This is a genomic window from Anaerotalea alkaliphila (genome assembly GCF_010179735.1).
GTDB classification, from domain to species: domain Bacteria; phylum Bacillota; class Clostridia; order Lachnospirales; family Vallitaleaceae; genus Anaerotalea; species Anaerotalea alkaliphila.
In genome coordinates this window covers 1-14,130 of the sequence record NZ_JAAEEH010000030.1, presented here as the reverse complement: position 1 = coordinate 14,130, position 14,130 = coordinate 1, and the positions used below count along the sequence as shown (strand labels likewise).

11 protein-coding genes are annotated in these 14,130 nt (G+C 59.8%); all 11 read right to left on the bottom strand.

Annotation, left to right across the window (positions count from 1 at the left end):
- Window positions 1-29: 29 nt before the first annotated feature.
- The 11 genes from GXN74_RS10615 to GXN74_RS10565 all read right to left on the bottom strand — a co-directional run bounded on the left by GXN74_RS10615 (window position 30) and on the right by GXN74_RS10565 (window position 13,754).
- Window positions 30-872: a CvfB family protein gene (locus GXN74_RS10615; protein WP_246208680.1), complete on the bottom strand. Its 843-nt coding sequence runs from the start codon at window positions 870-872 to the stop codon at window positions 30-32.
- On the bottom strand, window positions 869-2,326 hold the full coding sequence (murD, locus tag GXN74_RS14540) for a UDP-N-acetylmuramoyl-L-alanine--D-glutamate ligase (protein ID WP_162370915.1): 1,458 nt from the start codon (window positions 2,324-2,326) through the stop codon (window positions 869-871). Before murD ends, GXN74_RS10615 begins: the two co-directional genes overlap by 4 nt.
- Before the next feature lies 1 nt (window position 2,327).
- Window positions 2,328-3,707 (bottom strand): MurL-like N-terminal domain-containing, encoded by a 1,380-nt coding sequence (locus GXN74_RS10605; RefSeq protein ID WP_162370914.1) that lies wholly within the window; start codon window positions 3,705-3,707, stop codon window positions 2,328-2,330.
- A complete protein-coding gene (locus GXN74_RS10600; RefSeq protein WP_162370913.1) occupies window positions 3,704-4,666 on the bottom strand; it encodes an alpha/beta hydrolase in 963 nt (320 codons plus the stop codon). Before GXN74_RS10600 ends, GXN74_RS10605 begins: the two co-directional genes overlap by 4 nt.
- A 128-nt stretch (window positions 4,667-4,794) precedes the next feature.
- The gene (gene pyrE, locus GXN74_RS10595) at window positions 4,795-5,472 is read right to left on the bottom strand and encodes an orotate phosphoribosyltransferase (RefSeq protein ID WP_162370912.1); all 678 of its coding nucleotides are present in this window, start codon (window positions 5,470-5,472) and stop codon (window positions 4,795-4,797) included.
- A gap of 27 nt (window positions 5,473-5,499) precedes the next feature.
- Window positions 5,500-6,402, bottom strand: coding sequence for a dihydroorotate dehydrogenase (locus tag GXN74_RS10590; RefSeq protein ID WP_162370911.1), 903 nt, complete (start codon window positions 6,400-6,402; stop codon window positions 5,500-5,502).
- Window positions 6,399-7,175 (bottom strand): dihydroorotate dehydrogenase electron transfer subunit, encoded by a 777-nt coding sequence (locus tag GXN74_RS10585; RefSeq protein ID WP_162370910.1) that lies wholly within the window; start codon window positions 7,173-7,175, stop codon window positions 6,399-6,401. Before GXN74_RS10585 ends, GXN74_RS10590 begins: the two co-directional genes overlap by 4 nt.
- A 13-nt stretch (window positions 7,176-7,188) precedes the next feature.
- Complete coding sequence (gene carB, locus GXN74_RS10580; RefSeq protein ID WP_162370909.1) at window positions 7,189-10,404, bottom strand: carbamoyl-phosphate synthase large subunit; 3,216 nt, start codon at window positions 10,402-10,404, stop codon at window positions 7,189-7,191.
- Between the two features lie 8 nt (window positions 10,405-10,412).
- Window positions 10,413-11,486 (bottom strand): carbamoyl phosphate synthase small subunit, encoded by a 1,074-nt coding sequence (locus GXN74_RS10575; RefSeq protein WP_162370932.1) that lies wholly within the window; start codon window positions 11,484-11,486, stop codon window positions 10,413-10,415.
- Window positions 11,487-11,512: 26 nt separating this feature from the next.
- Entirely contained in the window at window positions 11,513-12,436 is a 924-nt protein-coding gene (gene pyrF / locus GXN74_RS10570; protein WP_162370931.1) for an orotidine-5'-phosphate decarboxylase, read from the bottom strand.
- Window positions 12,437-12,467: 31 nt separating this feature from the next.
- Entirely contained in the window at window positions 12,468-13,754 is a 1,287-nt protein-coding gene (locus GXN74_RS10565; protein ID WP_162370908.1) for a dihydroorotase, read from the bottom strand.
- Between the last annotated feature and the right edge of the window lie 376 nt (window positions 13,755-14,130).

Here is a 14,130-nt window from a genome sequence, read left to right as displayed (position 1 = left end):
CATTTCACGTTGGAGCGCAACCGGAAATTTTACGGGGAAACCAGCCGGATTCCACGGTCCTCCAGGAGGATCCTTTTCTCCTTGTAAAGCTTCCCCACAGCCCGTTTGAACGCCTTCTTGCTCATCCCCAGCTCCCGGGCGACCTCTTCCGGAGAGCTCTGGTCCGTCAAGGCCAGGAATCCGTCCTGGTGCTCCAAGACCTCCAGAATGGTCTTGCTGTCGGCGTCCATCTGGATGTGCGCCTTGGCCTGGGGGCTCAGGTCCAGCTTGCCGTCTTCCCTGACCTTGGTGACCCTGAAGGAGCGGGTCTCCCCGTAGGCCAGGTTCCCATGGACCTCCCTGTCCGGCACCATCCCGTGGTACAGGTTGTCCACGGCCACCAGGGCCCCGAAGTCCTTCAGCGCATGCACCGTACCCTCCACCATGTCGTCCACCTTGTAGGGACTGTCATCCCGCAGCAGGTCATAGACGTCCATGGTTCCGCAGAGCCGTCCGCTCTTGTCCACATACAAGGAAACCAGCACCTGGTCCCCCAACTTCACCTTTTCCGTCTGTTGCTTGTAGGGCAGGAAAAGATGTTTCTCCAGACCCCAATCCAGGAAAGCGCCGAACTCCGTCTTGTCCACCACCTCCAGCTTGGCCGCCGGAGAGTCCAGGGTAAGCCGGGGGGTCTTCCTGGTAGCGATGGCCCTGTCCTGGGAATCCTTGTAGACGAACACCTCCAGCATCTGGCCGACGGCGACCTCTTCGGGCACCTGGTTCTTTGGAAGCAGGACCGCATCCTCCGCCTTTCCTTCCTTTTCCTTCAAAAAAATCCCCATGGTCGCCAATCTCGCCACTTCCAATGTCTGTGTCCTTCCGACCTCTATCAATCCGATCCTTCCTTCCCTGAACTGTCCGGCTCCTTGGAGCCCAGTTCCCGCACCTTTGCCTTGAAAAAATTCCCGCGTTCCGTAAAATCCTTGAATGTGTTGTAGCTGGCCGCCGCAGGGGAGAGCAGGCAGGCCTTGCCGGCAGTGGTCCATCCGTAGGCCAGGGCCACCCCTTCCCCCAAATCCCCCACCTTCCGGATCCGGTCCCCGGCCTGGGGATGGAGCTTAAGCAGCCTGTCGGCGATGGCATGGCCGGTTTCGGGCAGGCAGATCCATTTCAGGTCCGCCCGCTCCAGGATGAATGCCTCCAGCACACCGTAGTCCACGCCCCGGTCCATGCCTCCCAGGAGAACCGTCTCCACGCCGGGGATGGCCTCCACGGCGCAGAGGGTGGCCTGGGGGATGGTGGAGATGGAATCGTTGTAGAAGCGGATGCCTCCATATTCCCCCACCAGCTCCAGCCGGTGCTCCAGCCCCTCGAACCTCTCCAACGTCTTCCGGAAAGGCTCCGGGTCCTCCAGTCCCATGGCCTGGAGGATGGCCAGGACCGCCAGGCTGTTCAGGAGGCTGTGGATTCCGGGAAGGGGGGACGGGGGCGCCTCACCGAACAGCTCCCTCTCCCCTCCTCCCAGCCGCAAGCGGATGCTTCCGTCCTTCTCCAGGAACACGCCGTCCGCATCCAGGCTGTTGTTCTCCCTGCGTCCGAAGGCCAGCATTCTGCCGGCCAGGGAGGGCTGCAGGGGTTCCAGATGCTCCTTCAGCGTCCGGCTGTCGCATCCGTAGACCAGGCAGTCCTGTTCCTTCTGGAAACGGGCGATGTTCAGTTTTGCACCGACATAGTGGCCGTAACTGCGGTAATGGTCCAGATGCTCCTCGAAAACGTTCAGCAGGATGGCCATCGCCGGGGAATGTCTGGTTTCCTCCAGCTGATGGCTGCTCATCTCTGCCACGAACCAATCCACCGAACCGGCTTCCTCCACCAGGTCCAGCACCGGCCTGCCGATGTTGCCCGCCAGCTCCGTCCGGAACCCGTAGGCCTGCAGGGTCTTGTGCAGAAGGGTGGCCGTAGTGCTTTTCCCCTTGGTGCCGGTCACGCCCACCACCTTCTCCCCCAGCAACCGGAGGAACTCGTCCATCTGGGAGGTCCTTTCCCCTTTGGCCCCATGGCTGTCCAGGAGCTTCCCGGGGATTCCCGGGGTCTTGAAGATGTAGTCCGCATCCTCCGGAAAAACGAGGTAATCCCCCGCCGGGACCACGACCGCATGCCCTTCCCCGGGGGGAAGGCTTGCCGCCGCCTGTTCCGGGTCCCTGTCCATGATGTGGAAGGTCTGCTCCGGAAGATGTTTCCGCAGGAACGCGTACGTGGACCTGCCTTCCCGGCCGAAGCCCAGGATGATGATTTTTTTCCCCTGGTATTTTTCCCTGACTCTTTCCCTAATCCTGTCCGTCGGCATCCTACAGCTCCTTCTTCAGCAGTTCTTCAAAATACGGGGGGATCAAGTCCTCCCCCGCCGCCTCCCCGGGAAGCTCCCCGATGGCGTCCAGCTCCATCCTCTCCAGGAAAAGGGCCATCAGGGCCGGCAGGCCCTTTCTCTCCCCATCCCTGTAATGCCGGAGATAGAGCCGCTTCATGGCCAGCCGGACTTCCGCGACGGTCCCCACGCACTCGAAAGGCTTGGTCTCTCCCAGGCCCAGCAGCTCCAGCAGCTCCTTGGACAGGCTTTCGTCTGCCAGCAGGTCCTTCCCGAAGATCCCATGGAGCTCCTCCAGGGACATCCAGGGGCCCAGGATGATGAACACGAAGAGGCATTTGGGGCAGTGTCCGCACCAGCTGTTGGACCCCTTCCCCCGGTTGCAGCTCCTGAACACTCCATGGTAGGCGGTGTGGGCCGCGAACCTTCGAGCGATCTCCAGCTCGTACATGCGCCGCAGGAGGCTGAAGTATTCCACTCCCTCCAGCACGTGCCGGTGGAGGTAACGGTTGAAATCCCATTCGAAGTCGAAACTCTTGGAGTACTGGTGGTTGAAATCCGTACCAGGCACGCTGGGCTCGTTGGCGCTTTTCTCGTTGGAGAGGGTGATGTGCCTCTTCCCTGCCAGCACAGCCCCCAAGACGGATGCCCAGGCCAGGATGGCGGAATAGGGCACATGCCCGTTCAGGAATCCCTGGCTGTTCATATCCAGCATCTTCCTGTCGAAGGTGCGGCGGGCCAAAAGCCATCCCTCGTAACCTGCCACCCGGATGCAGTCGAAGGCCGCCTGGGGGGGATTCATCACAAAGCAGAGGTTCTCCTCCTTCCGGTCCTTCAGCAGCTCCAGCGTGACCACGGAATCCTTGCCTCCCCCCACGGGGATCAGGTTTCCGGAAAGGGCCAGGACCGGCACTTCCCGGACGTCCGCCTCCCTGTCGGAGACGAACTCCACGAAGTTCTCCTGGTCCACGCCGGCTTCCTTGTGGAGGCCGTTCAGATAGATGAACTCCCCCAGCCCGTGGTAGAAGAGCTTCTTCCACCAGAGGGCCTGCTCCGGGGACAAGTGTCCGCATTGCACCCGGAATTCCCTGGAGCAGGTGGTCTTCCAATAGTTGATGCTCTCCATCAGGCCGATATGGAAGACCAGGCCTTCCATACCCGACAGGCGCCGCTCCAGCTCCTCCCCTTCCCCTTGGAATCCGTAGGAAATCCGGTGGTTGAACACCACGTCCGGCTCCCCTGCCCCTTCTATCCTGTATCGGAACCTGCAGACCGCCTCCCCGTCCTCCACACCGAAGCCGAAGCTTTCATAGAGGAAGCGGGGGTATGCCCGCTGCAGTTCCTTGTAGTCCTTCCTGTTCACTTCTCTTCCTCCCGGGGTTGTATGTATTTCTTCACGAAAGCCGCCACCCTGTTCTTGTACTGTACGGGGTCCTTCCAATACGCCATGGCGTGGCCGGCCCCCTCGATGATCAGCAGCTCCTTCTCCCCCGCCGCGGCATCGTGGAGCCTGCCCACCATTTCCGTGGGCACGAACCTGTCGTCCCCACCGTGGATGAACAGGATGGGAAGCCGGCATTTGCGCACCTGCTTCAGGGCGTTGGCATCCTTCATCCCGTATCCCGCCTTGATGCGCAGGATCAGGCTCACCAGGGGGATGATGGGGAAATAGGGCACCTTGTACATGCGCTTCAGCTGGTATCCCATGAGGTGGTCCACCGTGTCGTAGGCGCAGTCGGAAACGATGCACTTCACCTGGGGCGGCAGAGGCTCCCCTCCCGCCATGAGCACGGTGCTTCCTCCCATGGAAATGCCGTGGAGGACGATTTCGATGTCCTGGCCGTAACTCTGGACCAGGAAATCGATCCATGCCAGGATGTCCTTCCTGTCATGCCATCCGAAGCCTATGTAATGCCCCTGGCTCTTCCCGTGCCCCCGGTTGTCGGGCATCAGCACGTTGAAGCCCAGGGCCTCGTGGTAGAACTTGGCGAATACGGCCATCCCTTTGGCTGTGGAGCCATATCCGTGGGCCAGCAGCACATGGCGGTTGCTGGGATAGAAACTCTCCAGGCAGGTCGCCTTCAGACGCAGCCTGTCGTAGGATTCGACGGCTATTTCCTCATAGGGCTGCCGTTCCAGCCATTCCTTCCCCAATTCCCATTTCGCCTCCGTACGCATGTCCTGCAGGGCTTCGTCCCTGTCCATGAACTTCTTCCTGTTCCTGCCGAAAGCCTTCCTGTAAAAATAGTAGGATGCGGTGAGTACGCCGCTGACCGTCAGGAGCAGCGTGCCCAAAAAACCTTTCAGATGTCTTTGCTTCATGGTGGATCCTCCCTTCCCTCAACCGATGGTCCGTCTGAGTCAATTATACTAGAGTTCCAGAAAAAATGCCACACAAGAAGGATCCGGGTGCCGGTCCCTCCTGTGCGGCATTGCATTGCCTTCGGGGCCTAGGCGCGTGCCCCGTACTGTGCGTAGTATTCATCGATCCTTGCCTTGATCTGGTCGTCGATGTGGACCTTTCCGTCGATGGGCCGGTTGTGCAGGTAGCCCACCACTTCTTCCATGGTCACGATGGCGCAGGTCCGGAAACCGAAATGCGCCTCCAGCTCCTTCAGCGCACTCTTCTCCCCTTGGCCCCGTTCCATCCGGTCTACGGAAATGATCAGTCCCTGCACCTGCACGTCGGCGGCGCTCTTGAGGATCGGCATGGTCTCGTAGATGGAGGTTCCCGCCGTGGTCACATCCTCGATGATGACCACCTTGTCCCCATCCTTGAGCTTGGCTCCCATGAGCACCCCCACGTCCCCATGGTCCTTCTCCTCTTTCCTGTTCGTGCAGTAGGAGACGTCCGCCCCGTAGGAACCGCTCAGGGCGATGGCCGTGGCCACGCTCAGGGGGATTCCCTTGTAGGCGGGGCCGAACAGCACCTGGAAGGAGGTTCCGAAATTCTCCTTGATGGCCTTGGCGTAGTATTCCCCCAACTGGCTGAGCTGCCTTCCCGTGCGGTAATTCCCCGTGTTCACGAAGAAAGGGGTCCTGCGGCCGCTTTTTGTCACAAAATCTCCAAAGGTCAGGACATTGCTGTCCACCATGAATTCGATGAAGTCTTTCTTATACTGTTCCATCCGATACCCCTCCCAATCTATGCCCGGTCACTCCACGACACCGATGATGTCCCGGATGTCCCGGATGTTGTTTTCCTGCAGGAAAGCTTCCATTTCGTCCAGGATCCGCATGGTAGCCCCCGGATCCAGGAGGTTGGCGGTCCCCACGGAAACCGCTGTGGCCCCCGCCATCATGAATTCGATGGCGTCCTCTCCGGTCATGATGCCCCCCAGGCCGATCACCGGCAGGTCCACCGCCTTGGCCACCTGGTAGACCATCCGCAGGGCCACGGGTTTCACCGCAGGCCCGGAAAGCCCTCCGATCTTGTTTGCAAGCACAGGCTTCCTCTTGCGGGCGTCGATACGCATGCCGATCAGGGTGTTGATCAGGGAAACGGCATCCGCCCCTCCGCTTTCCACCGCCTTGGCGATTTCGACGATGTCCGTGACGTTGGGGCTCAGCTTCACCACCAGGGGCTGTCTGGCGACCTTCTTGACTTCCCTTGTGGCCAGTTCCGCCATCTTCGGGTCGATTCCGAAAGCCACGCCGCCCTCCTTCACATTGGGGCAGGAGATGTTCAGTTCCAGCATGTCCACATCCGCATCCCGGAGCTTCTCCACCACCTCGCAGTATTCCTCCACGGTCCTGCCCGCGATGTTCACGACGATTTTGGTGTCGAACCTGCGCAGGAAGGGGATGTCCTCCAGCATGAAGGCATCCACACCGGGATTCTGCAGTCCCACGGAGTTCAGCATCCCCCCGTAGGTCTCCGCAATCCGGGGTGCCGGATTCCCCAGCCACTCCTTGTTGGCGACCCCTTTGACGATGACGGCCCCCAGCCGGTTGATGTCCACATAGGGCTCGTATTCCCTCCCGGAACCGAAGGTGCCCGAGGCGGTGGTTACCGGGTTTTTCAATCGCACGCCGGCGATTTCCACTTCCATCCTCATGTCAGCAGGACCTCCTTTCCATCGAATACAGGTCCGTCTTTGCAAACCTTCTTGTAGGCGAAGCCTTCCCCGCCTTCCGCCCGCACCTTGCAGACACAGCCGACGCAGCCGCCGAAGCCGCACCCCATGCGCTCCTCCAGGGAGAGCTGGGAGGGGATCCCTTTTGCGAGGGCATAGGCCTGGACCGCCCGGAGCATGGGGGTAGGGCCGCAGGCATAGAGCATGCCGCCTGTGACCTGGTGTTCTTCCATCAGCTCCAACACGGTTCCCTTGTGTCCCTGGCTGCCGTCGTCGGTGGCCACATGGACCGGACCATATTCCCGGAGGGACTCCACCAGATAGGGCTGGGTCCTGAATCCCAGGTAGATGACCTTCTCGCCGGAGAGGCGCTTGGCCAGCTCCACCAAAGGCGGAGTGCCCACACCGCCTCCCACCAGCACATGGCGCGCTCCCTGGTCCAGGGTGTAGCCGTTCCCCAGGGGACCCATGACCTCGATTTGGTCTCCTTCCGGATACCCGGAAATCTCCCTGGTTCCGCTGCCCACCACCGCATAGACCAGGCGCAGGAGCCCCTCCTCCCTGTCCGTCTCGCAGATGCTGATGGGCCTTGGAAGGAGTTTTCCGCCGGTTTTGCAGTACAGGTTCACGAATTGGCCGGCTTTCGCCTCCCCCACGATGCCCGGGGCTTCCAGCACCAGCTCGTAGACGCCTTCCGCCAAGGCCTTGTGTTTCATGATCGTGCACGGGATCCGCGCGTTTTTTTCATGGCACATGGTTTGCCTCCTTTTATTCCTGCCGCATTCCCATATCGTAGATGGCGATTTCCTCTTCCTTCATGTCCGCCTCCACGATGTCCAGGATGCCCTTGACCGTGTCCAGCGAGGTCAGCACCAGCACGCTGGCCTCGATGGCCGCCCTGCGGATGCCGAACCCGTCCCTTGTGGAATCGTTGGCTTTGGTGGGGGTGTTCACCACCATGGTGATCAGGCCGCTGCGGATCAGGTCCAGGATGTTCGGTACCCCTTCGCTGATCTTCTTCACCGTGTCCACCGCTATTCCGTTGTCCCTAAGCACACGGGCGGTTCCTTCGGTGGCCACGAAGCGGTAGCCCAGCTCCGTGAACCGTTTGGCGATGGGAACGAACTCCTCCTGGTCGTAGGGCTTGATGGTGGCCAGGATGGTTCCCTTGGTGCCTGGGATCTGCATCCCCGCTCCCAGGAAGCCCTTGTAGAGGGCCTCCTCGAAGGTCTTGCCCACGCCCAGGACTTCTCCGGTGGAGCGCATTTCAGGTCCCAAGCTGACTTCCACGTCCGGCAGCTTCTGGGTGGAGAACACGGGAACCTTGATGGCGACCTTTTCCGCATCCCTGTAGACGCCCGTCCCGTAGCCCATTTCCGACAGCTTCTCTCCCAGCATGACCCGGGTGGCCAGCTCGATCACGGGCACGCCGGTGACTTTGCTGATGTAGGGGACCGTACGGGAGGACCGGGGGTTCACCTCGATGATGAAGAGCTCCCCCTTGTATTCGATGTACTGGATGTTGATCATGCCGGAGACCTTCAAGGCGATGGCGATCTTTTCCGTGTACTCCAGGATCTTGTCCTTGATCTGGTCCGAAATGTTCTGGGGCGGATAGATGGAGATGCTGTCTCCGGAGTGGACACCGGCCCTCTCCAGATGTTCCATGATGCCCGGAATCAGGATGTCTTCCCCGTCGCAGATGGCATCCACCTCTATTTCCCTGCCGATCAGGTACCGGTCGATGAGCACGGGATTCTTCTTGTCCCTTTCGAAGGCCTGGGAGAGGTATCGCTCCAATTCCGCCTCGTTGTAGGTGATTTCCATACCCTGGCCTCCCAGCACGTAGGAGGGACGGACCAGGACAGGGTATCCCAAGGCTTCCGCTTCCTTCAAGCCTTCTTCCATGTTCCAGACCGCTTTCCCCTTTGGACGGGCGATGTCCAGCTCTTCCATGAGGGCGTCGAACTTTTCCCTGTCCTCCGCTTCGTCGATCTGCCGGGGCTTGGTGCCCAGGATCGGCACCTGCATCTCGTCCAGGAATCCGGCCAGCTTGATGGCGGTCTGCCCCCCGAACTGCAGGATGACCCCTTCCGGCTTTTCCTTCTCGATGATGTTGAGCACGTCCTCTTCCGTCAGGGGCTCGAAATACAGCTTGTCCGCCGTGTCGAAGTCCGTGCTGACGGTTTCCGGATTGTTGTTGGCGATGATGGTCTCGATGCCCTGTTTCTTCAGGGCCAGGATTCCGTGTACGGAACAGTAGTCGAATTCGATTCCCTGTCCGATCCGGATGGGGCCTGAACCGATGACCAGCACCTTCCTCCTGTCGGAAACCTCCACTTCGTCGTACTCGTCGTAGGTGGAGTAGTAGTAGGGGGAGACGGCCTCGAATTCCCCTCCGCAGGTGTCCACCATCTTGAAGACGGCGCTGACCTTGTAGGCCTTGCGGAGGTTGTAGACTTCCACAGGCTTGCATCCCACGAAGTCCGCGATGGCCTTGTCGGAGAATCCCTTCTTCTTCAGGGAACGCATCCACTCTATGTCGATATCCTCCAGCTTGGCGCTCCTAAGCCTTTCCTCCTCTTCCACGATCCTGTTGATCTTGTTCACGAAAAAGGGGTCCATGCCCGTGATCCTGCAGATCTTGTCGATCCTGTATCCCCGGCGCAGGAGCTCCGCCAAGTCGAACAGCCGCTCGTCGTCGGGCACCTGCACCCGCTTCTTCAGCTCGTCCATGTCCCGGGTGGCGGCCTTCTTGTGCTGGAGGCTGTACTGGCCGATTTCCAGGGAACGGACAGCCTTGAGCAGCGCGGCCTCGAAGGTGTTTCCGATGGCCATGACCTCGCCGGTGGCCATCATTTTGGTCCCCAGGGTCTTCTTTGCCCTTCTGAACTTGTCGAAAGGCCATTTGGGGATTTTGACGACGCAATAGTCCAGGGTCGGTTCGAAGCAGGCCTGGGTCTTCTTGGTCACCGCGTTCTGGATCTCGTCCAGCCGGTATCCCAGGGCCAGCTTCGCCCCCACCTTGGCGATGGGGTAGCCTGTGGCCTTGGAGGCCAAGGCGGAGGACCGGCTTACCCGGGGGTTGATTTCGATGATGGCGTATTCGTAGTTGTCGGGATTCAGGGCCAGCTGCACGTTGCAGCCGCCCACGATGCCGATGGCGTTGATGATGTCCAGGGAGGCCTTGCGCAACATCTGGTATTCCACATCGGAAAGGGTCTGGGACGGGGCCACCACGATGCTGTCGCCTGTATGGACCCCTACCGGATCGATGTTCTCCATGTTGCAGACGGTGATGGAATTCCCGGCGCTGTCCCGCATGACCTCATACTCGATTTCCTTCCATCCCTTGATGGATTTCTCCAGAAGCACCTGTCCTACCCGGCTGAGCTGGAGCCCTTGGGCCAGGATCTGTTTCAGCTCCTCCTTGTCTTCCGCGATGCCGCCGCCGGACCCTCCCAGGGTGTAGGCGGGGCGGACCACCACAGGATAGCCGATCTGGGCTGCGAATTCCACCCCTTCGTCCATGTCCGTGACGATCTTGCTTTCGATGACCGGTTGGCCGATCCGGAGCATCAGGTTCTTGAAGTCTTCCCTGTCTTCCCCTTCCTTGATGGCCTCGATCTGGGTGCCGATCACCCGGACCCCGTATTTTTCCAGGATGCCGCTGTCATGGAGTTCCACTGCAAGGTTCAGGCCTGTCTGGCCGCCCATGCCGGCGATGACGCTGTCCGGACGCTCTTTGGCGATGACCTTTTCCAGAAAGGCGGCGGTCAGCGGTTCGATGTACACATGGTCCGCAACTTCCTTGTCGGTCATGATGGTGGCCGGATTGCTGTTCACAAGTACGGTCTCTACGCCTTCTTCCCGAAGCGCCTGGCAAGCCTGTGTCCCGGAATAGTCGAATTCCGCCGCTTGGCCGATGACGATGGGGCCGGAGCCGATGACCAGTACCTTTTTTATGCTTGTATCTTTTGGCATCTTTCCACCTATCCTTTCAATCCGAAGTTCCGGATGACTTCAATGAATTCGTCGAAAATGGGGTCCGTGTCATGGGGTCCCGGACAGGCTTCCGGATGGAACTGGATGCTGTAGATGCCGTATTCCCCATGGCGCAAGCCTTCCACTGTCTGGTCGTTCAGGTTCAGATGGGTGATTTCCACCCCTTCCGGCAGCCCTTCCTGCTTCACCACGTATCCGTGGTTCTGGGAAGTGATCATGACCCGGCCCGTGTGCAGGTCCTTGACCGGATGGTTGGCTCCCCGGTGCCCGAACTTCAGCTTTTCCGTGTCTCCGCCCAGGGCCAGGGCAAGGAGCTGGTGTCCCAGACAGATGCCGGTGATGGGCTTCTTGCCCACCATCGCCTTGATTTCCTCCACCACATCCATCAGGTCTTTGGGGTCTCCGGGGCCGTTGGAGAGGAATACGCCGTCCGGATCCGCGTCCAGGATCTCCGCCGCCTTGGTTCCTGCCGGGAAGACCGTCATCCTACATCCCCTGTTCTGGAAGGAGCGTACGATGTTGTTCTTCATGCCGAAGTCCATCATGGCGATATGGATGCCTTCGCCGGCGATTTCCTTCTTGGCCGCAGGCGTGACCTCCCGCACCGCATTGGTGTTGCTGTACGCCTCCAGCTTGGTCTTCACCAGGGAATCCGTCAGTTCCCGCACGGTGATGATCCCACGCATGGTTCCGTGGTTGCGGATGATTTTGGTCAGAGCCCGGGTGTCGATGCCTTCCAGGCCGATGACCTTGTTCCGCTTCAGATATTCGTCCAGCTCGAATTCGCAGCGCCAGTTGTTGGGCTGGTCGCAGTTTTCCCGGACGATGAATCCCTTCACCTTCACGCTGTCGGATTCGATGTCGTCCAGGTTGATGCCGTAGTTGCCCACCAGCGGGTAGGTCATGGTGACAATCTGTCCGTAATAGGAGGGGTCCGTGAGGATCTCCTGATATCCTGTCATGCCGGTGTTGAAAACCACTTCCCCGACGGTTTCCTTCACATGGCCAAATGCTTTTCCTTCAAAAATGGTGCCGTTCTCCAAAATCAGTTGTGCCTTGATTTTCACGCTGCTTCTTCCTCCCTTGTCTACAGGACCCTGTTCAGGTCGTCCCGCATGTGAATGACCGCTTGTCTGGCTGCCTTGGCGAAATCCTTCTCGGAGAAGTCCGCCTTGTATTCCTTCTTCGTGTAGGCGGCGATGATTCCCCGGGAGGAGTTCACGATGGCTCCCAGTCCGTCCTTGTTGAAGCATCCCGCCAGGTCTTCTGCGGTCGCACCTTGGGCGCCGTATCCGGGCACCAGGAAATAGGTCCTGGGCATGAGTTTCCGAAGCTCGATCCCCTGCTGGCTGTGGGTGGCGCCCACCACGGCGCCCACGCTGCTGTAGCCGTTCGCCCCCAGGAGCTTCTCCCCCCAGGCCTCCACTTTGGCTCCCACGATCTCGTACAGCGGCCTGCCGTCCACCAGAAGGTCCTGGAATTCCCCGCTGTTGGGGTTGGAGGTCTTTACCAGGATGAACAGGCCCTTTCCGAACCGGTCGCAGTTCCCCAGGTAGGGCTCTATGGAATCCACCCCCAGGTAGGGGTTGAGGGTGATGAAGTCCTCCCGGTATACCGTATGGGCCTGGCCGTCCACGTCCACCTGGCCGATGTGCCCGTCGGAATAGGCCTCCGCGGTGGAGGCGATGTCGCTCCGCTTGATGTCCCCGATGACCACCAGACCCTTTGATTTCGCATAGCGGATGGTGTCGATGTAGGCCCGGATGCCTTCGGCTCCGTATTGTTCGTACATGGCGACCTGGGGCTTCACCGCAGGCACCAGGTCGTGGATTTCGTCGATGATGGCCTTGTTGAAGTCAAGGAAGCTTTGCGCCGCCCCCTCCAGTGTCTTCCCGAACCTGTCGTAGGACGCTTCCCGGAGGAAGGCTGGAATGTAGTCCAGACGGGGGTCCAGTCCAACGACCGTAGGGTTTCCTGTTTCCTTTATTTTTCCGATCAGCTCGTCTATGATTCTCATCTTAACCTCCTGGGTTGTGCTTGGTTTATAGCTCGGCGTCCCTGTAGACGGTCTTCCCCGCCACCAGGGTGGCCATGACCTTGCCGCGCACCCTTCTTCCGTTGAAGGGGGTGTTCCTTCCCTTGCTCGCGAAGCTTTCCGCATCGATCGCATATTCCGCCTGGGGGTCGATGATGGTGATGTCGGCCATCCTGCCGACACCCAAGGTCCCCTTGTCGCTGCCCAGAATCCTGGCAGGGCGCAGGCTCATGGCCCGCACCAGGCCGGCCGCATCCAGGATCCCCTTCTCCACCAGTTCCGTCACCACCAGAGGGACGGCTGTTTCGAATCCCACAATCCCGTTGGCCGCCTTGGCGTAACCGCAGGCCTTTTCCTCTTCGCTGTGGGGCGCATGGTCCGTGGCGATGGCGTCGATGGTTCCATCGGACAGGCCTTCCAGCAGGGCGTCCACGTCCGCCTTGGTCCGCAAGGGCGGATTCATCTTGGTGTTGGCGTCCACGCCGTCCACCGCTTCCTCCGTTAGGGTGAAGTGGTGTGGGCAGACTTCCGCCGTCACCTGCACGCCCATCCTCTTGGCTTCCCGGATGATGGCCACGCTCTCCTTTGTGCTCACATGGCACAGATGCAGCCTGGCGCCGGCCTTGTGGGCCAGGATGATGTCCCTGGCCGCAATGATGTCTTCCGCCTCCCCGGGGATTCCTTGGAATCCCAAGCGGCTGGAGACGACCCCCTCGTTCATGCATCCCCCCCTGGCCAGGGATTCGTCCTCGCAATGGGAAAGCATGGGGATGTCCAGTTCCCGGGCAGCCGCAAGCGCCTGGCGCATCAGCCTTGCGTCCAGGACCGAGCGTCCGTCTTCGCTGAGGCCGCAGATGCCCGCCTCTTTCATGGCTGCGAAGTCCGCCAGCGCCTTCCCTTCCTGTCCAAGGGTCACCGCCCCCACGGGGAGCACATGGACCACTCCTTCCGTCCTGGCCTTCTCCAGCACCAGCTCCACCATCCCTTTGGAGTCCGTTGCCGGCTTGGTGTTGGGCATGGGGCATACGGTGGAAAAGCCTCCTTTGGCTGCGCTTCTGGTGCCTGTGGCTATGGTTTCCTTGTATTCGTATCCCGGCTCCCGCAGGTGCGCATGCAGGTCGATCAGGCCCGGCACCACCCAACATCCGCCGGCTTCCAGCACTTCCTCCTGGCCGTCCGCCTGTTCCCAGGCCTCCCTGTCCACGATGGTCCCTTCCAGGACGTACACGTCCCCGACCTCGTCCCTGTTGTTGGCCGGGTCCAGCACGCGTCCGTTCGCTATCCGTATCTTCATCCAGAAACCTCCATTCCATTAAAAAAGCAATAAACAAATGTATTAAGAACGTTCTTAATCCATCCGTCTATTGCTCCAAATTCATTTGCTCCGTACTCTCCCCATGCGTCGCATAGGTATAAAACCGGCTTATGATCAGCATCTGCTTCCTCCGTACTTCTCGGGTTCCATCCTGTTTCCGCTTAAACTTCAACAAGTTTATCATAGGCCTATATAAATGTCAATCCTTGATTTCATCCTTTTTTTTAAAGGTCTGATTCACATATGATAATGTCCTATTGTAACGCAAATGATTATGTCCCACTTCCGGTCATGGTGTACAATGAACCTCATGCGACAAAATACAATACATCGAGGTGGCCGCTATCAGAAAGGT

Coding starts and splice junctions, on each gene's coding strand:
- carB (WP_162370909.1), bottom strand. CDS start 10,404: ATGCCAAAAGATACAAGCATAAAAAAGGTACTGGTCATCGGCTCCGGC.
- GXN74_RS10600 (WP_162370913.1), bottom strand. CDS start 4,666: ATGAAGCAAAGACATCTGAAAGGTTTTTTGGGCACGCTGCTCCTGACG.
- GXN74_RS10590 (WP_162370911.1), bottom strand. CDS start 6,402: ATGAGGATGGAAGTGGAAATCGCCGGCGTGCGATTGAAAAACCCGGTA.
- GXN74_RS10585 (WP_162370910.1), bottom strand. CDS start 7,175: ATGTGCCATGAAAAAAACGCGCGGATCCCGTGCACGATCATGAAACAC.
- GXN74_RS10565 (WP_162370908.1), bottom strand. CDS start 13,754: ATGAAGATACGGATAGCGAACGGACGCGTGCTGGACCCGGCCAACAAC.
- murD (WP_162370915.1), bottom strand. CDS start 2,326: ATGCCGACGGACAGGATTAGGGAAAGAGTCAGGGAAAAATACCAGGGG.
- pyrE (WP_162370912.1), bottom strand. CDS start 5,472: ATGGAACAGTATAAGAAAGACTTCATCGAATTCATGGTGGACAGCAAT.